The organism is Pseudophaeobacter sp. 1A16562, assembly GCF_041008785.1.
Lineage (GTDB): Bacteria > Pseudomonadota > Alphaproteobacteria > Rhodobacterales > Rhodobacteraceae > Phycobacter > Phycobacter gallaeciensis_A.
Map to the genome: position 1 here is coordinate 70,173 of NZ_JAXGFT010000014.1, position 18,602 is coordinate 88,774.

Annotated in this window: 17 protein-coding genes; 7 read left to right on the top strand and 10 right to left on the bottom strand. The window is 60.6% G+C overall.

From position 1 onward, the window contains the following. Nucleotides 1-13 precede the first annotated feature (13 nt). Nucleotides 14-1,210: a cation:proton antiporter gene (locus SM764_RS17930; RefSeq protein WP_369002401.1), complete on the top strand. Its 1,197-nt coding sequence runs from the start codon at nucleotides 14-16 to the stop codon at nucleotides 1,208-1,210. A gap of 39 nt (nucleotides 1,211-1,249) precedes the next feature. On the opposite strand, the gene hflX is transcribed toward SM764_RS17930, so the two are convergent. The 4 genes from hflX to trkA all read right to left on the bottom strand — a co-directional run bounded on the left by hflX (nucleotide 1,250) and on the right by trkA (nucleotide 5,806). Then, nucleotides 1,250-2,521 (bottom strand): GTPase HflX, encoded by a 1,272-nt coding sequence (gene hflX / locus SM764_RS17935; protein WP_274832217.1) that lies wholly within the window; start codon nucleotides 2,519-2,521, stop codon nucleotides 1,250-1,252. Further along, nucleotides 2,521-2,760 (bottom strand): RNA chaperone Hfq, encoded by a 240-nt coding sequence (hfq, locus tag SM764_RS17940; protein WP_008204623.1) that lies wholly within the window; start codon nucleotides 2,758-2,760, stop codon nucleotides 2,521-2,523. The genes hflX and hfq overlap by 1 nt, the downstream gene beginning before the upstream one ends. Before the next feature lie 132 nt (nucleotides 2,761-2,892). Beyond that, nucleotides 2,893-4,428: a TrkH family potassium uptake protein gene (locus SM764_RS17945; protein WP_274837026.1), complete on the bottom strand. Its 1,536-nt coding sequence runs from the start codon at nucleotides 4,426-4,428 to the stop codon at nucleotides 2,893-2,895. 1 nt (nucleotide 4,429) lies between these two features. After that, nucleotides 4,430-5,806 (bottom strand): Trk system potassium transporter TrkA, encoded by a 1,377-nt coding sequence (gene trkA / locus SM764_RS17950; protein WP_065270227.1) that lies wholly within the window; start codon nucleotides 5,804-5,806, stop codon nucleotides 4,430-4,432. A gap of 102 nt (nucleotides 5,807-5,908) precedes the next feature. Between trkA and SM764_RS17955 the strand changes: the two genes are divergently transcribed. Continuing rightward, entirely contained in the window at nucleotides 5,909-6,394 is a 486-nt protein-coding gene (locus SM764_RS17955) for a hypothetical protein (protein ID WP_369002402.1), read from the top strand. A gap of 106 nt (nucleotides 6,395-6,500) precedes the next feature. Here the strand turns inward: SM764_RS17955 and ntrX are convergent, their stop codons facing one another. From ntrX to dusB, 5 genes are all read right to left on the bottom strand, one after another. Then, on the bottom strand, nucleotides 6,501-7,910 hold the full coding sequence (gene ntrX / locus SM764_RS17960; RefSeq protein ID WP_065270225.1) for a nitrogen assimilation response regulator NtrX: 1,410 nt from the start codon (nucleotides 7,908-7,910) through the stop codon (nucleotides 6,501-6,503). Continuing rightward, entirely contained in the window at nucleotides 7,907-10,189 is a 2,283-nt protein-coding gene (locus SM764_RS17965) for a sensor histidine kinase NtrY-like (RefSeq protein ID WP_369002403.1), read from the bottom strand. The genes ntrX and SM764_RS17965 overlap by 4 nt, the downstream gene beginning before the upstream one ends. 98 nt (nucleotides 10,190-10,287) lie before the next feature. Then, nucleotides 10,288-11,658, bottom strand: coding sequence for a response regulator (locus SM764_RS17970; RefSeq protein WP_065270223.1), 1,371 nt, complete (start codon nucleotides 11,656-11,658; stop codon nucleotides 10,288-10,290). 3 nt (nucleotides 11,659-11,661) lie between these two features. After that, entirely contained in the window at nucleotides 11,662-12,741 is a 1,080-nt protein-coding gene (locus SM764_RS17975) for a two-component system sensor histidine kinase NtrB (RefSeq protein WP_369002404.1), read from the bottom strand. Continuing rightward, on the bottom strand, nucleotides 12,738-13,724 hold the full coding sequence (gene dusB / locus SM764_RS17980; RefSeq protein ID WP_369002405.1) for a tRNA dihydrouridine synthase DusB: 987 nt from the start codon (nucleotides 13,722-13,724) through the stop codon (nucleotides 12,738-12,740). The genes SM764_RS17975 and dusB overlap by 4 nt, the downstream gene beginning before the upstream one ends. A gap of 181 nt (nucleotides 13,725-13,905) precedes the next feature. Here dusB and SM764_RS17985 point away from each other — a divergent pair, with 181 nt between their 5' ends. The 4 genes from SM764_RS17985 (at nucleotide 13,906) to SM764_RS18000 (ending at nucleotide 17,379) form a co-directional block, all read left to right on the top strand. Continuing rightward, on the top strand, nucleotides 13,906-15,069 hold the full coding sequence (locus SM764_RS17985) for a bifunctional 2-C-methyl-D-erythritol 4-phosphate cytidylyltransferase/2-C-methyl-D-erythritol 2,4-cyclodiphosphate synthase (RefSeq protein ID WP_368946613.1): 1,164 nt from the start codon (nucleotides 13,906-13,908) through the stop codon (nucleotides 15,067-15,069). Then, nucleotides 15,066-15,563 carry a phosphatidylglycerophosphatase A family protein gene (locus tag SM764_RS17990; protein WP_368946614.1) on the top strand — a complete coding sequence of 166 codons (498 nt, stop codon included), beginning with the start codon at nucleotides 15,066-15,068 and terminating at the stop codon, nucleotides 15,561-15,563. Before SM764_RS17985 ends, SM764_RS17990 begins: the two co-directional genes overlap by 4 nt. Beyond that, nucleotides 15,560-16,036, top strand: coding sequence for a CinA family protein (locus tag SM764_RS17995; RefSeq protein WP_369002406.1), 477 nt, complete (start codon nucleotides 15,560-15,562; stop codon nucleotides 16,034-16,036). Before SM764_RS17990 ends, SM764_RS17995 begins: the two co-directional genes overlap by 4 nt. 161 nt (nucleotides 16,037-16,197) lie before the next feature. Next, on the top strand, nucleotides 16,198-17,379 hold the full coding sequence (locus SM764_RS18000; RefSeq protein ID WP_347508491.1) for an ammonium transporter: 1,182 nt from the start codon (nucleotides 16,198-16,200) through the stop codon (nucleotides 17,377-17,379). A 123-nt stretch (nucleotides 17,380-17,502) separates the two neighbouring features. On the opposite strand, the gene SM764_RS18005 is transcribed toward SM764_RS18000, so the two are convergent. Beyond that, nucleotides 17,503-17,949, bottom strand: a complete 447-nt coding sequence (locus SM764_RS18005; protein ID WP_274828154.1) for a type II toxin-antitoxin system RatA family toxin — start codon at nucleotides 17,947-17,949, stop codon at nucleotides 17,503-17,505. Nucleotides 17,950-18,024: 75 nt separating this feature from the next. On the opposite strand from SM764_RS18005, the gene hpt reads away from it, so the two are divergent. Then, nucleotides 18,025-18,573: a hypoxanthine phosphoribosyltransferase gene (gene hpt, locus SM764_RS18010; RefSeq protein WP_065270218.1), complete on the top strand. Its 549-nt coding sequence runs from the start codon at nucleotides 18,025-18,027 to the stop codon at nucleotides 18,571-18,573. Nucleotides 18,574-18,602 lie beyond the last annotated feature (29 nt).

Genomic DNA, 18,602 nt, shown 5'->3' on the forward strand with positions numbered 1-18,602 from the left:
AGAGAGCCCCTGGATGGAAGATCAAGCCGTCACTCTGATCATCTTTGGTCTTCTGTTCTTTGCCGGGTTGGCGGCCGACCGGATCGGGCGACGGTTGCGCCTGCCCCGTGTAACCCTGCTTCTGGGCTGCGGCTTGCTGATCGGTCACTCCGGGTTTGGTTTGCTGCCGGACAGCATCACGGAACTGTACCCAGTGATTGCTGTGGTGGCGCTCAGCGCGGTTGCGGTTCTCTTGGGCAGCGCCTTGTCCATGTCCAACCTGCGCCAGCATGGCCGCGTGGTTGTCGTCGTGTCACTGTCCATCGTTATCGTCAGTCAGGTCGCCGTCACAACCGGGCTTTGGGCCATGGGCCTGCCGCTGACGCTGGCCATCCTGCTGGGCGCGCTGGCCACGGCGACCGATCCCGCAGCCACCTATGACGTGATCGATCAATCCGGGCTGAATACCGGATTTACCCAAACTCTCAAAGGCTTGGTCGCCATTGATGATGCTTGGGGGCTGTTCGCCTTCAGCCTCGCATTGCTGATGATTGATCTCATCAGCGGTATTGGTGACGGTGTTGATACGCTGATCATCGCCACGCAGGAGGTTGTCGGATCGATAGGACTGGGGATCGCCATCGGCATTCCTGGTGCGCTGCTGACCGGACGGCTGTCAGATGGGGAGCCGCTGCGGATCGAGGCGCTTGGCCTGATCTTCCTGACCGCCGGACTGTCGCTGATGCTGGAGCTGTCCTATCTGATTGCAGGCATGACCGCCGGCGCAGTGATCGTAAATCTGGCCCGCCACCACACTCGGGCCTTTCACGAGATCCACAATTTCGAATGGCCTTTCATGATCATCTTTTTCGTACTCGCCGGTGCAACGCTGGACCCCGAGGCGCTGGCGACGCTGGGCATGGCGGGCCTTGGCTATTCGGTTCTCCGGGTGTTGGGGCGCATCTTTGGGGGTTGGATCGGCGGTATGCTGGCCCACGCCCCGGCGACCGAACGGCCCTATTACGGCGCCGCGATGCTGCCGCAAGCCGGGGTGGCAATCGGCATGGCGCTGGTCGCAGCCGAGCGGTTCCCCGAATTCGCCCCGTCGATCATGGCGCTGGCAATTGGAACCACGGTGGGGTTTGAACTGATCGGACCAATCGTCGCTGCAGCCACGCTCACACTGCAATCACGACCGCGTAGCGGTGCAACGCCGCCGGATTCTCACTAGCAGGTACTTCGGAGTTTCAAGGACGTACAGCACGACGGATCATAGCCCGTCGTACTGCGCCCGTTGTTTCGCAGTCCAAAGCACGGTGATATCAAAACCGCTCTCGGTCTGCTCTTCGGAGACGACAACATCCTGCGCGAACAGCCAGGCCCGTTGCTTGCCTTGCGAAAAATCAAGGCTGAGCACCTCTTGATGCTTTGTGCCTTGCAGTTTTTCCGCGATATCCGCCAAGAGCCCGTCGATGCCTTCGCCGGTCAGGGCTGAAATCGCGTGGATCCCTTCCTCGCGGGCGGCGCGCTGGCGGCGGGCGTCGGCTTCTTCCTCGCTGAGGTTGTCGAGCTTGTTCCAGACCTCGATCTGGGTGCGGTTTTCATCCACCCCAAGCGACGTCAGGATCGCGGCCACATCGCGGGCCTGATGCTCGGTTTCATCGTGGCTGATGTCGCGCACGTGCAAGATCACATCGGCGGCCAGCACCTCTTCCAGCGTCGCGCGGAAGGCCGCGACCAACTCGGTCGGCAGATCCGAGATAAAGCCCACCGTGTCCGACAGGATCACCTCCGGGCCATCAGGCAACAGCACCCGGCGCATGGTCGGATCCAGAGTGGCGAACAGCATATCCTCCGCCATCACCTCAGCCCCGGTCAGACGATTGAACAGGGTCGATTTACCGGCGTTGGTATAGCCGACAAGCGCGACAATCGGATAAGGCACCTTGGCCCGCGCGGCGCGATGCAGCGTGCGGGTTTTCACCACCTTGTCGAGCTGGCGGCGTAGGCGCACCAGCTGATCGTCAATTGCACGACGGTCCGCCTCGATCTGGGTTTCACCGGGACCGCCAACGAAACCCAATCCGCCCCGCTGCCGTTCCAGGTGGGTCCAGGCCCGCACCAGCCGGGTCCGCTGATAGCTGAGCGCGGCCATCTCCACCTGCAGCACACCTTCTCGGGTGCGCGCCCGATCCGAGAAGATCTCGAGGATCAGCCCGGTCCGGTCGAGGATCTTGACCTTCCAGGCCTTTTCCAGATTTCGCTGCTGTACGGGGGACACCGGTCCGTCAATGAGGACCAGTTCCACCTCTTCGGATTTCAGCTTCTGCGCCAGTTCTTCGATCTTACCCGAGCCGAACAACATCCCCGCATGAGCCTTGGGCAAACGCACCACATCCGATCCGACAACGTCGAGATCAGGCAGCGCCTGAGCCAGCGCCACAGCCTCTGCAAGGGCGGGTTCGGGATCGCGCCGGTGTTGATCCGACTTGATCTCGGGATGCAGCACCCAGGCCCGGGTGCGCTTCCGGTCATGCTCCATCAAGAGGCGTCTTCACCTTCATAAAGGCTGATCGGCTGTGCGGGCATGATCGTGGAAATTGCGTGTTTGTAGACCAACTGCGACTGTCCGTCGCGGCGCAGCAGGACACAGAAATTATCAAACCAGGTAATAACCCCCTGCAATTTGACCCCGTTGATCAGAAAAATTGTAACGGGAACCTTGGTTTTGCGAACGTGATTCAGGAAGGCATCCTGAAGATTCTGTCTGTCCGAAGCCATTATTATTATCTCGCCTTTTTTCTTGCTACGCGCTGCGGACCAACGCGCCTCGTTACAACCAACTATGGACGGAGACCGATTGGGTTTCCACCCGAAAAACATCAAATGCCAGAGCAGCGTAACGAGGTTTTCTTAACTGCGCCAGAGATTAGGCGACAAAAGCGCGATGATCGCCAGAGTTTCCAGCCGCCCGAGCACCATCGCAAAGCACAGCACCAGTTTGGCCGAGGGCACCAGCTGCCACAGCATGATCGGCTCGCTGGCCGCGACTTCGGTCAACGGGCCAGTGGTCGACAGAGCCGATACCGCCAGGATCAGCGAAGTTTCAAAATCCGTACCAAGGGCGGCAAGCACCGTGCTGATCAGCGCCAGAGACAAGGCAAAGAGCATGAAAAAGATCCAGGCCACAAAGGCACCGTTCTTTTGCAGCCGCCGGTTGCCAGCCCCCTCACCGCTGACCGATGACGGATGCACCAGCCGTTCCATTTCGCCAAGCCCGTTGAGATAAAGCGCATAGACCCGCAGCAATTTGACGCCGCCCGCTGTGGTGGCCACCCCGCCGCCAATCAGAGACAAGCCCAGAAGAATCATACCCGGGGTTTCCAACCCCGACCATTGCCCGGCGGCCTCCCAGTCGGCGCTTTCAAATCCGGTGGTGGACAGGAAGGACATCACCGTGAACAGCGCCCCCCAGAAGGCGCGCAGCGCCTGCATGCCATCCTCGGCGCTGTTGACCTCAAACGTTGCCAGCCAGTGGCGCAGGAACAAGAGCGTCGGAACCCCCAGCACAATCAGCAGGCCGGAACGGAACTCCGGGTCACGATCCAGCCGCCCGTCGCCGGTGCTGACCGTATCGGAGGAAAATGTCAGCCGCGACAGGGCAAAGAACATGAACAGGAACATGACCATTTCCCCGGCCATGCCGCTGTTTGCCGCCTCGGTGCCCCCGACCGATGAAATCCCCGAGGTCGCCATCACCGACATCGCATGGGTCAGCCCGGCCAGCGATTTGCTGCCAGTCATCATCAAAAGGGTCCAGAGAACCAACGTCAGCGCGAAATAGACCGGCGTCAGGGTGCGTGCGACTGTGATCAATTGGCGCCGTGGATCCGCCTTTTGCATCAGAACAGGTGTCGCGCCACCGCCGCCCGGTTCCCCCTTGGCGGTGACTTCGAAGCCGCCCAGGAACATCGGTGCCAGAACCGCCGAGGCGGCGATCCACATCAAAAGGCCGCCAAGCCAGCCAACAATCGCCCGCCACAGATGCACGCTGGGCGGCAGTCGCCCCGGATCGGCAAAGATATCGGCGCCCGTTGTGGTGACGGCGCTGACCATGTCGAAGTAGGCGTTGAGGAAGCTTGTGTTTTTCAACGCATCCTGTACGGGAAGCGCGAGGAACAGCGGCAATACTGCAAAGGTTGCCAGCAGCGACAGCAACTGCCCCGGCATGCCATAGCGGGGCACCTTATTGCCCAGCGACAAGGCAATCACAGCGATCACAAAAAGCCCTAAGAGGCCGGAGAAAAAGAAACTTTGCGATGTCGGGTGGTCGTTCAGGATCACCGCATGAGTGGCCGGCACCCACATGGCTAGGCAAGCCACCCCCCAGATCAGCAGGAACAAGGGCAGACGCAACAGCCCGCCCGCGGTATGATTGCGTGCCGCCATCCTAGAAGTAGTCGATCGAAACCTGCATCAGGCGTTCGACCTCTGGCACATCGGCGGCCATCGCAAAGATCGCGATGACATCCCCCTCTTCGATGCGCATTTCGCCGCTGGGTCGCAGGACCTCGCCTCCCTTGCGCACGGCGCCGATCAGCACGCCTTCGGGGAAGGGAATATCGCGAACCGCTTGTCCCGCCATCGGAGAGGTTCCCAGAACCTCAGCCTCGATCACCTCGGCTTCGGCATCGCCAATGGAATAGACCTGTCGAACGCGGCCATAGCGGATGTGCTGCAGGATCGAACTCACCGTGGTGGAGCGCGGGTTGATAAAGGCGTCGATCCCGAGAGGCGCCATCAGCGGCAGCAAGGTCGGATCATTGATCAGGGCCACCACGAAAGGGCAGCCTTCGGATTTGGCGCGCACAGCCGCGAGCATGTTGGTCTTGTCATCGTCGGTGACAGCAAGCATGGCATCGGCGCGATCAATACCGCCTTCAATCATCAGAGACCGGTCCAGTCCGTCACCGTTCAGAACGATGGTCCTCTCGAGTGTTTCAGCCGCCCGCTCGGCGCATTTGCGGCTTTTCTCAATGATCTTGGCGCGGATCCGTCCGGTGCGGTTCTCAAGCGCCTTTGCCACTTCAAGGCCCACATTACCGCCGCCCACGATCACCACCCGATCCTGGCGTTTTTCTTTCTTGCCAAAGACTTCGATGGTTCTGCTCACGTCGTCCGTGTGGCAAAACACATAGGCGCTGTCGCCGACGAACAGCTGATCGCCCGGTTCCGGTGCAAACAGGCTGCCATCGCGCCGCACACCCACAACGATAGCCCGCAGGGTGGAAAACAGATCCGTCAGCTGCCGCAGCGGCGTGTTGACCACCGGGCAATCCTCGTCGATCTGAATGCCGAGGAGCTGCGCCTTGCCGCCCATAAAGGTTTCCGTGTCAAACGCGGCTGGTGCCAGAAGCCGCTGAATAGCGGCGGCGGCGACCTCGCGTTCGGGGCTGATCACCACATCGATGGGCAGATGGTCACGCCGGTACAGGTCGGAATAGATCGCATTCAGGTAGCTGCGCGCCCGCAGCCGGGCAATCTTGCGCTGGATCGAGAATACCGAATGGGCAACCTGACAGGTCACCATGTTGACCTCATCCGAGTGGGTTGCGGCGATGATCATATCCGCATCCCGCGCCCCTGCCCGCTCCAGAACATCCGGGTATGAGGCAAAGCCCGCAATCCCCTGAACATCCAGCGTATCTGTCGCGCGGCGCACCAGATCCGGGTTGTTGTCGACAACTGTCACATCGTTGTGCTCGCCGGACAGGTGCCGCGCGATCTGCCAGCCAACCTGGCCGGCGCCACAGATGATAACCTTCATGATCTTTTCCCTTGGGCGCGATCTTGCCAGTTTTGAATGACAGAAGCCGCCAGAGGGGTCAAATCAATTGTACTGGCCGTCATCGCGGGGCATTCTGACAGCATGACCCGTGCTTACCGCCGCTTCCGATCCCTGTTCGCCGTGCCCGTTTTGGGCGCCGTCCTTGCCGGATGTGGCCCAGTGCCGGTCTATTACCGCGAAGGCGCTGATGTGCAGAGGCTTCAGGCAGATACGCTTTCCTGTCAGGTCAGCGCGCTGGAAAAGGCGCCCGTGGCCAACGAAATTCGCCAGCGCCCGCCCGTTTATTATCCCGGCGGGCAATATTGCAGGGACGGCAACTGCTGGAGCCGCCCCGGATACTGGGTTGATGGTGGCATCTATACGGTTGATGTGAACCAAGGTTTGCGCAGGCGGTTAGAGCAAAGCTGTATGGCCAAGAAAGGGTATCAAGAGGTACCCCTGAGGCGCTGCACCACCGCCGAAGTCGGGCAGCGTCTGGCCGGACAATCGAGCCGCCTGCCGCCGCTGACCGGCGATGCTTGCGTCTGGAAAGGCCCTGACAACACCCTGCATGTCCTGACGCCGTAGTCGGCCACGCTGCCGCCCCAGACACCGGGTCTCTCTAGGATTCCCAAACACAATGACTGCAGGCGCGCAGACCGTGCCTACGCGCCCCGTCATCCGCCCGCGGCGGTCAAACCATATCTTCTTCCTGCTCCACATGGGCGACGCGCGCGCCAGCCTTGTTCGAGGTGACAACGCCAAGGGATTTCAGCTTGCGGTGCAAGGCAGAGCGTTCCATGCCCACAAACGAAGCCGTGCGGCTGATATTGCCACCGAACCGGTTGATCTGGGTCAGCAGGTATTCGCGTTCAAAGGCCTCGCGGGCCTCGCGGAGCGGCAGCGTCGCCAAGGCGCCGGACAGGACGACGCGGCCCTCGTCTTCGACCTTTTCCTCTTCACGCGGCAGGTCGCGCGCCTCGATCGGGCCATTGCCATCGCCAAGGATCAGGATCCGCTCCACCAGGTTTTTCAGCTGGCGGACGTTGCCGGGCCACATCATGGTCTGCATCAGTGCAACCGCCTCATCCGTCAGTTCACGCAGTGGCAGGCCCTGCGCCTCATTAAAGCTACGGATGAAGTGTTCGGCCAGAACAGGAATATCCTCGCGCCGATCTGCGAGCGTCGGCACCGCAATCGGCACCACGTTCAGCCGATGATAGAGCTCCTGCCGGAAACGGTCCGCTTCAATTTCTGCCTCCAAGGCCTTGTTTGTGGAAGAAATCACCCGCAGATCGACCCGCACGTTCTCGGATCCACCAACCCGCTGAAACTGCTGATCAACCAGCACCCGCAGGATCTTTGACTGGGTGCCGAGCGGCATGTCCGCGACCTCGTCAAAGAACACCACGCCGCCATGTGCCTGTTCCAGCAATCCCGGCTCAACCCCGCGGTCCGCGGTTTCACGGCCAAACAGAACCTCTTCCATCCGCTCCGGCTCGATGCTGGCGCAGTTCACCGTCACGAAGGGAGCCGAGGCACGGGCGGAATTGGAATGGATATAGCGCGCGGCGATATCCTTGCCCACGCCGGCAGGTCCCGTCAGCATCACACGGCCATTGGATTTGGTGACCTTGTCGAGCTGCGCCACCAGCGCCCGGAAGGCTGCGGAATTGCCGATCATCTCGGCAGCTCCGGTTTCCTTGCGGCGCAGATCGGTGTTCTCACGCCGCAAGCGCGAAGTCTCCATCGCCCGCCGGATCACCACCATCAGCTGATCGATATTGAAGGGCTTTTCGATGAAGTCATAAGCACCCTGTTTGATCGCCGCGACCGCAATCTCGATATTCCCGTGGCCTGAGATGATCACCACCGGTACCTCGGGATTGTCCCGCTTCACGGTTTTCAGGATGTCGATGCCGTCCATCTGGCTGTCCTTGAGCCAGATATCTAGGATCAGCAACGCCGGAGGCTCCTGCCCGATCTCGGCCATGCATTCCTCGGAGTTCGCCGCCTTGCGCGTGGCAAACCCCTCATCTTCCAGGATATCGGAAATCAATTCGCGAATGTCGCGCTCATCGTCAACGATCAGAATGTCACTCATGTCAGACCTACCTTCACTGTATTTCTGTTAGCCTCAGCCGTACGTACGGCGTCTGGCAGGCGGATCACCGCCATGGCTCCAAAATGGTTCTGTCCTTCGAACACCGGCGCATCCTCAAGCGTCAGGGTGCCGCCGTGTTCTTCGATAATCTTCTTCACAATCGGCAATCCCAGCCCGGTGCCTTCGTTCCGGGTGGTTACATAGGGTTCAAACAACCGCGCGCGGTCCTCTGGCAAGCCGATGCCATTATCGGCAATCGTCACCTCATACCCCCCTTTATCGGCCCGGCGCAGCGCCACGCGAATTTGCGGATCCAGCTCCTCGGGCGCGCCTTCTTTCTTCAGGCTTTCAATCGCTTCACCGGCATTTTTGATCAGGTTGGTCAGCGCCTGCCCGATCATCGTCGCATCCAGATCTGCACAGCACACGGTATTCGGCAGATCCGCCGTAATCGTAACATCCGGCTGGCCGGTGCGTTGCAGCACCACCGCGTCCTGCACCAGCTTGACCAGATCTTCTTCATGGCGTTCAGGTTCCGGCATGCGCGCGAATTTTGAAAACTCATCGACAATCCGGCGCAGATCGTTGGTCTGGCGCACGATCACATCGGTCATGGCTTGCAGTTGATCGCTGTTTTCCTCGCCGAGCTTGGGCGCAAACTTACGCTTGATCCGCTCCGCACTCAGCTGGATCGGGGTCAGCGGGTTCTTGATCTCATGGGCAATCCGCCGGGCCACATCGCCCCAGGCGGCCATCCTCTGGGCGCTGACAAGATCGGTAACGTCGTCAAAAGCCACCACATAGCCTTCGAGGTTGCCATCATCGGACCGGCGCTGCGACATCCGCACCAGCAGGTTTTCCAACCGGCCATGCCGCGTCACCTTGATCTCATCCTGCGCGGTTTCCGCGCCATCCTTGGTCAGGGTTTCGAACAGCGGGCCGAATTCCGGTACGGCCACGGCGAGCGCCAGCGATTGCCGGTCCCCGTGCCAATCCAGCAGACGTTCCCCGGACCGGTTCACAAAGGCGACCCGTCCTTCGGCATCCAACCCCACAACACCGGAGGTGACTGAGGAGAGAACCGAATCGAACAGCCTGCGACGGCGCTCAATCTGGTCGGTGTTTTCCAGCAAGGTCTTGCGCTGTTGTTTCAGTTCCCGCGTCATCCTGTTGAAATACTGGCCAAGTTGGGAAATCTCGTCATCGCCGTTCTCTTCGGGCACCTGCACGTCAAGATCACCGCCACCGACCCGGCGCGCGGCCACGGTCAGGCGACCGACAGGACCGGACAAACGTTCCGCAAACCACATGCCCAGCCACATGGCCGCCAGGATCAGGATCAATGCAAACCCGATGTACAAAAGGCCGAATTCGAACAACACCCGACCGCGCTCTTTCTCAAGTTGTTGATAGAGGTTCGCGGTCTGCTGGGTTTCATCCAGAAGGTTCAGCAATTCACCATCCACATCGCGGCTGATGTACAGGAACCGGTCGACAAAGGCGTTCAGGCGCACAATGGCCCTGAACTCGTTATTGTCCCAGTCCTGGATGATGCTCATCCCCTGCTCAGCCGCCTCGGTGATCTGTTCGGGATCGGGATGTTCGAAATCAAATTCGTAGGAACGTTCACCCCGCGCCCGGATATCGCCAACGCCATCGATGACATAGGCCTCGCGCAGGCCACGCTGGATCTGCAGCTGTCCCTGCGACAGAACCTGCCGCAGCTCTGCATCGTTCATGAAAAAACTACGCGAGCGGCTGGTATCTAGGTAACGCGCAAGCGCCTCGCCATCTTCGGAAAGGTCGCGCCGTTGTTCCACCTGATAGGCCTCGGCAGCCGCAAGCGACGAGCCGATGACCTGACGGACACGCTGGGAAAACCAGCCCTCAAGCCCAACATTCACCGTCAATACTGCAAAGATCGCGACGATAACCGTGGGCACCAGCGCCAAAAACCCAAAGGCTCCGATTAGCCGCAGGTGCAGTCTGGAGCCAGCCGATTTGGAACGGCGCGCCGCGAACAGACGCACAATCTGGGTCAGCACCAAGGCGGCAATCGCCATGATGTAGACCATGTCCGCCAGCAGAATCAGGCGCAACGACATAGAGGATGCGCCGTGCCCCAAAGGACCAAAGATCAGAAACGTCACCAGAGCCAGAATCGGCCCCAGCAGGACAAGGCCAAGGGTGCCGATATTGCGCGCCTTCCGGGTTTTCCGCCACCGGTCAAACGCCGCGAGCGTTCTGAATCCCCCGCGAAGATGTGACTTCTGCGCCACTGGCTGCCCTCATTCTGATGTATGGCCTTCTAGGCCAACCGCCACATATCGCGACCTCACCGACGGCTGTGCCGGTCGGCCACGTTTCTGTGGCGATATTACATCAGTTTGCGCCGCCGTGTCACCTCAATATCAAGGTCCGTAATTTTCTTTCTCAGGGTATTGCGGTTGATGCCCAGCAATTCGGCGCATTTCGCCTGATTTCCGCCGGTTGCAGCCAGCGCAATCTCGATCAGGGGCGTCTCTACTTCGCGCAGCAGCCGTCCGTAAAGCCCCGGCGGCGGCAACATGTCGCCATGCAGATCAAAATAGCGTTGCAGGTGGCGCGCCACGGATTCGGATAGCTTTTCGTTGACTGCGCCACTGACCATGGGTTCGGCCCCGGTCTGCGGTCCCAGCGCCGCCGCAACATCGGATTTACCGATTTCCTCGCTCCGCGCGGTCAGCGCCAGTCGGCGAACCACGTTTTCCAGCTGGCGCACGTTCCCGGGCCAGGCGAAATGGCGCAACAGCTCGCGTCCTTCCTCGCTCAGCGTGCGGTGCGGCGCGCCTTCGTTCTCCGCCCGGATCAGGAAGTGCTCCGCCAAGAGCGCTATATCCTCGACCCGTTCGCGTAGCGCGGGCACGTGCAGTTCCGTCCCGCAGAGCCGGTAATACAGATCGGCGCGCAGCTCCCCGGCCTCCATCGCCGGAGCCAGGTCTTTCTGGCTCGTCGCCATGAAACGCGGAGAATGATCACTGGTCGCATCCATCATGCGCACCAGCCGGGCCTGCGCCTCATCCGGCAGATCCAGAAGCTCATCAATCAGCAGCGTGCCGCCCTTGACCTGCGACAAAAGCCGTGCAGGACCTTCGAGCTCGATCAGCTCGGCGGCGGTGGCGGTCACATAGGGCAAGGTACGCCGGTCGGAGAAATCGTGAATAGCACGCGCAATCAATGACTTGCCTGTACCACTTTCACCCGTAACCAAAAGCGGCATATCGGTGTTCATCACCCGCGCGATCAGGCGGTACAGGCCCTGCATCACCTCGGTACGACCAACGAGAGGCAGTTCCTCGGGGCGGTCGCCTTCTTCTTCCGAACGGGCCGTGGTCGCGGTGGTCCGTTTCTCCGACAACGCCTTGGCCGTGCGCTTCATCAGCTCCGGCAAGTCAAAGGGTTTCGGCAGGTAGTCATAGGCATCCGCCTCGGCCGCCTTGATCGCGGTCATGATGGTGTTTTGGGCCGAAATGACGATCACCGGCAGTCCGGGACGGTCCTCGGCAATCTTGGGCAGCATTTCCAACCCGTTTCCGTCCGGCATCATCACGTCGGAAATCACCACATCACCCTTACCCTCGGCCACCCAGCGCATCAGCGTGGTCAGGGATGAGGTCGCATGAACCTTGCATCCGGCCCGCGTCAGCGCCTGTGTCAGAACCGTGCGAATGGTGCGGTCATCATCTGCGACCAGAACGGTGCCATCCATCGATCAACTCTCCTGCGATTGGACGTCGCGCGGAACACGCGACAAAGAAAGCCTGAAAACTGTGTACCCCGGTTCGGAGCTGACAGAAATCCAGCCGTCATGGTCGGCAATGATCTTGCTGACCAATGCGAGCCCCAACCCGGTGCCGTTTTCACGCCCCGAGACAAAGGGATCAAAAATGTCCTCCCGGATGGTGTCCGGCAGCCCCGGTCCATCGTCGATGATCTCGATCTGAAGCGGTAACAGTTTCCCGGTTCCATCGCTGCGGCGTAGCCGGAAGGAATGCTCGTAAAAGGTACGGATCCGAATTTTTCCGCCTTTTTTGCCAGCAGCTTCGGAGGCGTTCTTCAACAGGTTCAGGATCACCTGGAGCAGCTGATCTGCATCGCCCCAGGCCGAGGGCAAGGACGGATCGTATTCTTCTGTGATCGTCATATTGGCGCCGAACCCCAACAGCGCAGAGCGCCGGGCCCGGTCCAGAACATCGTGCAGGTTCACCGGTTTGAAATCCGGCTCCGAGAGATTGCCGAATTGCTCCACCTGCTCCAGCAGTTTCACGATCCGGCGGCTTTCGCTGACGATCAGATCGGTCAGCTCCAGATCTTCGGCCGACAGGTTCATGCTCAGCAGCTGCGCCGCGCCGGTGATCCCGGCCAGCGGGTTCTTGATTTCATGGGCCAGCATTTCCGCCATCCCGATGGCAGATTGCGCCGCCGATTTAGCAGAATGGTTCTGCGTCATCCGCCCGGCGAGTTCACGCGGGGACAGCATCAGCAGCATCATCCCCTCGTGGCCGCTCACCGGGGAAATCTGCACCCCGCATTGCAGTGGCGCACGGCTGCTGGCGCCGACGTCAATGTCATTCACGAACAGGGGCGTGCCCGAACTGCGGCTGCGCGCAAAGGCATCCGTGATCGGCGCATCGATATAGATCTGGCTCCAGACCGGTTTCCCCATCAACGCCTTGCGCGAGGTGTTGAGGAAACCCTCCGCCGCAGAATTTGCATCCGCGATCAAGTCTTCCGCATCAATCAGAAAAGCCGGGACCGGAAGCGAAGCCCATAGCGCACCATCGTCAATCACGCTGCTACCTCGTCTGTTTGCTCACTCAAAGCTGCCTCAAGAAGAACCAGAACCTGATCCGGATCGCGCTCAGTCAGAACCGCGCGGCGCAGAACGGGGCCACTACCTGCGGCATCCATGTACCAGCCCAGATGTTTGCGTGCGACGCGGGTGCCCAGATCGATGCCGTAGAAAGAGAGCATTGCCTGATAATGTTCTGAAACCATGTCAAAAAGCTGTTTCCCTTCGGGGACATCCGGCTTGGGCGTCTGCCACAAATCATGCGCCACTTCGGCCAATAGCCAGGGCCTGCCCTGGGCGCCGCGGCCGATCATCACCCCATCAGCGCCGGATTGGTCCAGCGCCTGATGGGCCGCGCCCGTGCCAGTAATGTCGCCATTGGCCAGAACCGGTATATCCACCGCGTCTTTGATGGCTCGGATCGCTGCCCAATCGGCGGACCCCTTGTAGAACTGGCAGCGGGTGCGACCATGGATGGTCACCATCTTAATGCCCGCATCTTCGGCCCGCCGCGCCACCGAGGCGGCGTTGAGACTCCCCTCATCCCAACCAAGGCGCGTTTTCAGCGTCACCGGGATATCGACCGCCGCCACGACGGCCTCGATCAGCGACAGGGCGTGATCGGGCGTCTTCAACAGCGCCGAGCCGGAATAGCCATTGGTCACCTTCTTGGCCGGGCAGCCCATGTTGATATCGATAACCCGCGCGCCCCGGTCCGCAACATGCCGGGCGGCCTCTGCCATCCAATGGGCTTCGCGTCCGGCCAGCTGAACCGCCGTATTCTCCACATCCGCGCTCAGCTCAGCCCGCTCACGCACACCGGGCTTGGCCTGCACCATTTCCTGGCTGGCCACCATTTCGCTGACCGTCAGCCCAACGCCAAAGGAGCGGACCAGATCCCGAAACGGGCGGTCCGTGATTCCGGCCATCGGCGCGAGTGCGATCGGCGGTGTCATAGAGGTGGTTCCGAGGCTGAAGGGCAACTGCCTAATCCTTGTGCAACTGAGACTTTTCTAACCGGGAGCGCCGGGGAGAGACAATGAAATGGCCCCGAATGATCCAATATTCCAGATCGACTGCCTATTTTTTAAGCGCGAACCCATGGGTGATTGCCTCTGTAACCGGCAGGTCCTAAACAGCCAAGCAAAAGCCGGAGGCTGCCTTTTGACCACTGCCGCACTTATCGTTGCCGCCGGTCGCGGAACCCGCGCAGGCGGCGGTCTTCCCAAGCAATGGCGCCCCCTGAAAGGGCGCCGCGTCATCGACTGGACCCTTGCCGCCTTTCGGCAGGCGGGGATCGAGAAGATCGCCCTGGTCCTTTCGCCCGACGACAGCAAAGCATGGGCCGAATTTCAGGGGCAGCCGGGGATTGTTCTGGCCCCTGGGGGCGATACACGCTCCCGCTCGGTGCTGAACGGGCTGGAGGCGATCGAGGCGCAGGACATCGCCCAAGTGCTGATCCACGACGCGGCCCGCCCCTGCATTTCGCCCGATTTGATTCATGCGGTTGAGGAGGCGTTGAGCACAAGCGTAGCGGCGGCCCCGGCGCTGGCAGTCACCGATGCGCTGTGGACCGGGCAGGACGACAAGGTCACCGGCACCCGCGACCGCGACGGGCTATTTGCGGCGCAGACACCGCAGGGCTTTCGCTATGCCGAGATCCTTGCCGCGCATCGCGCCCATCCGGGCGAGGCAGCAGACGATGTCGCCGTGGCCCGCGCGGCCGGGCTTGACGTTGCCATCGTTCCGGGAAATCCAGACAATATCAAAATAACCGGCCCTGCGGATTTTGCCCGGGCCGAGTTAATTTTGGGCAGAGCAGACAGCGACAGGTCAAAAGAGGACAGGATGGATATCAGACTGGGCAATGGCTACGACGTTCACAGATTTGGCGCGGGCGACCATGTCGTTCTGTGCGGCGTGAAAATCCCGCATGACAAGGGGTTGCAGGGTCATTCTGATGCAGATGTCGGCATGCATGCGGTCACTGATGCGATTTATGGCGCGCTGGCCGAGGGCGATATCGGCCGCCACTTCCCGCCGTCTGATCCGCAGTGGAAAGGCGCGGCGAGCGACATCTTCCTGCGTCACGCCGTCGAGCTGACGCGCAACAAAGGCTTCCAAATCTCCAACGTCGACTGCACGCTGGTTTGTGAATACCCCAAGATCACCCCGCATTCCGCAAAGATGCAGGCACAAATGGCATCGATCCTTGGCATTGATGCAGATCGGGTCTCGGTCAAGGCGACAACATCCGAACGGCTCGGCTTTACCGGGCGCAGCGAAGGGATCGCGGCGCTGGCCACCGCGGCATTGGTGAAATCATGAATATCGCAACAGCAATCGGAACCGTTCTGGGCGTCGGTTATCTGCGCCCGGCCCCCGGCACCTGGGGATCCTTGGTGGCGCTACCGCTGGCCTATGGCTTGCATCTGGTTGGCGGCTTTCCCCTGCTTGCTGCGATGACCCTCCTCTGCACCGCCGCGGGTCTCTGGGCTGCAGCCGAGATGACGCGCGGCAAGGAAGACCTCGACCCGTCAGAATTCGTTATGGATGAACTGGCCGGTCAGTTCCTGGCGCTCTGGGCGATTTCCTATCCATCCTGGGCGCATGGCATCGACATCACCGCCCTATGGCCGGGCTGGGTCACGGCCTTTGTGCTGTTCCGCCTGTTCGATATCCTGAAACCCGGCCCCGTCGGCTGGGCCGACCGCAAGAAAGGCGCGCTCGGAGTGATGATGGACGATGTGATCGCCGGGATCTTTGCCGCCATCGGCGTTGCTCTGCTGGCTGGCCTGTCGCATGGGGTGCTGGGGCTGTGAGTGTTGATGTCGCGGATCTGATCGCCCGCGCAGCCAAGGCAGGCGTGACCATCGCCACCGCCGAAAGCTGCACCGGCGGTATGATCGCAGCGGCCCTGACCGATATTCCGGGCTCATCGGCGGTGCTGGATCGTGGCTATGTGACCTATTCCAACACCGCCAAAACCCAGATGATCGGCGTGCGCCCGGAAACGTTGGACGCATTCGGCGCGGTGAGCGAGGAAGTCGCGCGGGAAATGGCCGAAGGTGCCCGCGCCCGCGCCGGAACCACCCTGGCCGTGTCGATCACCGGGATTGCCGGACCGGGCGGGTCCGAGTTCAAGCCCGAAGGCCGGGTCTGCTTTGGCCTCTCTGCCGAAGGGCGGGAAACTCATGTGGAGACCATCGAATTTGGCGCCCTAGGCCGCCCGCAGGTTCGCGCCGCCAGCCGGGATCATGCCCTTTCCCTGCTGGAACGGGCGATTTCACATTAAGTCCACAAAGCGGGCAAACGAGCGCATTTCTTGCCCAATATTTAATCGCTTCGCTAAAAGCTGCAAAAAACAGCACCCAGGCGCCGTATGGTGCTTCTTTTAGCATCGCTCTTGCGTTTTGTCGGCCTCCAACCACTCAATCTTGATGGAAGGAACCCAAAATGAACGGAGCTGATACAGCCTGGATCATTGTGGCGACGGCTTTGGTGCTCTTTATGACGCTCCCCGGTCTCGCGTTGTTTTACGGCGGGCTGGTACGTGCCCGAAATGTGCTCAGCGTCTTCATGCATTGCTACGCAATTGCCTGCTTGATGAGCGTTCTGTGGCTGGTCGCGGGATACTCCATCGCATTCGGCGGCGGCACCAGCGGTTACTGGGGCGGGCTGGACAAGCTGTTCCTGAGCGGCGTTGATGCAGACAGCCTGGCAGGCACCCTGCCCGAAGTGCTGTTCTTTGCCTTCCAGATGACATTTGCCATCATCACACCAGCGCTGATCGTCGGCGCCTACGTGGAGCGGGTTGGGTTTGGCTTTGTGCTGACCTTCTCCGGGCTGTGGATGCTCCTCTGCTATGCGCCTGTGGTGCATTGGATCTGGGGCGGCGGCATGCTGTCCGATGGCGGCATCTTTGGCGACATCGGCGTGCGTGATTTTGCGGGCGGGATCGTGGTGCATGAAACCGCAGGCCTTGCCGCGATCATCATTGCCGTCTTCCTTGGGCCGCGCAAAAACAGTACGACGCCGCCGCACAATCCCGGCTTCGTGGTCATCGGTGCAGCCATGCTCTGGGTTGGTTGGTTCGGCTTCAACGGCGGCTCGCAACTGGCAGCAGACGGCGGCGCAGCCATGGCGCTGACCGTGACGCATATTTCGGCCGCCACAGCATCGCTGACCTGGGCGCTGTGGGAAAAGATCAAATACGGCAAAGCCTCGGTTGTCGGCATCGTCACCGGCACCATCGCAGGCCTTGCCTCGATCACACCGGCCAGCGGTTTTGTCGGCCCGGTTGAAGCGCTGATCATCGGCGCCATCGCGGGTATCCTGTGCCAGGAAGCGGTCAATCTGGTACGCAATGTGCTGAAGATCGACGACACGCTGGATGTCTTTGCCGTGCACGGCGTTGGCGGCATCTTCGGTACCATCATGATTGCCGTCTTTGGTGCAGGCAGCTGGGCTGCGCAACTGGGTGGTCTGGCGGTCGTCGGGATCTTCACAACGGTTGTCACTGTGGTTCTGGTCAAAGTGGTCGCTGCTGTCACCGCGCTACGGGTCGATGCAGAAAGTGAAACCAACGGTCTGGATATCTCGGCCCATGGTGAACGGGCCTACGATCTGTCAAGTTAAGACAACAACTTAGAGAATTGAAATTCCTGAGGCAGGCCCCTTTTTATGAAGGGGCCTGTTTTGTGTCAGCCGGTGTCACTGCGCCGCGAGTGGCAAGGTTGCCCCGGCCACCAAGGCAGGAGACTAGCCGTAAAGTTCCGCCGCCCGCCGTTCGAATGCGCGCACGATGCGCTGCATTGCCTCGTTAAACACCACGCCAATGATGCCCTGAAGAACCGCGTTCTTGAACTCGAAATCGACAAAGAAATCGACATTACAGCCGCCATCGGGACGATCTTCAAAAGACCAGTTGGATTTCATGTAGCGGAACGGACCGTCGAGGTATTCGGTATCGATCTTGCGCGCCACAGGAAACAGGGTCACCCGGCTGCCAAAGCGTTCGCGGAACACTTTGAAGGAGATCACCAGATCGGCCTCCATAACCTCAGCATCGCCCTGTGGCGTCACGCTGCGGATCCGGGCTGCGGCGCACCAAGGCAGGAATTTGGGATATTGCGCCACATCCGCCACCAGATCGTACATCTGCTGTGCTGAATAAGGCAGCTGGCGGGTTTCCGAATGGGTGGGCATGGTTTCGTCGAATTTCCTGCTATGATCGTGCCGCGTCATGTCCTATGAACGCGCGGGAATTTCAAGGGGTCAGCCATGTCACAGCGTCCATATGTCATCGATGTGATGATTTCAGCCAAGGCCATCGCCGCACGGATCGAAGAGCTTTGCGGCGATATCCACGCCGAGTTCGGGGACACCGACAAGCTGGTCGTCGTCGGCCTGTTGCGCGGCAGTTTCGTCTTTATCGCCGATCTTGTCCGCGAGCTGGACCTGCCGATCGAGGTCGATTTCCTTGAGGCGTCCTCCTACGGTGACGGTATGGAGAGCAGTCGAGAAGTGCGCATTCTCAAGGACTTGCGCGGCGCCATTGAAGGTCGCGACGTGCTGGTCGTGGAGGATATCGTTGACACCGGTCACACGCTGAACCACGTGATCGGCCTTTTGAATAGCCGCAAGCCCGCCCGGCTCAAATCCATCGCGCTGCTCGACAAACCCTCGCGGCGGGAGGTGGATTTCCGTGCCGACTGGATCGGTTTTGAAATCCCCGATGAATTCGTCGTCGGCTACGGCATCGATTTTGCGCAGCGCAACCGCAACCTACCCCATATCGGCAAAGTCCGCTTTACTGACGACGGCGCCTGATCCCGCGACATAGTCTGGCATCGGCGGCA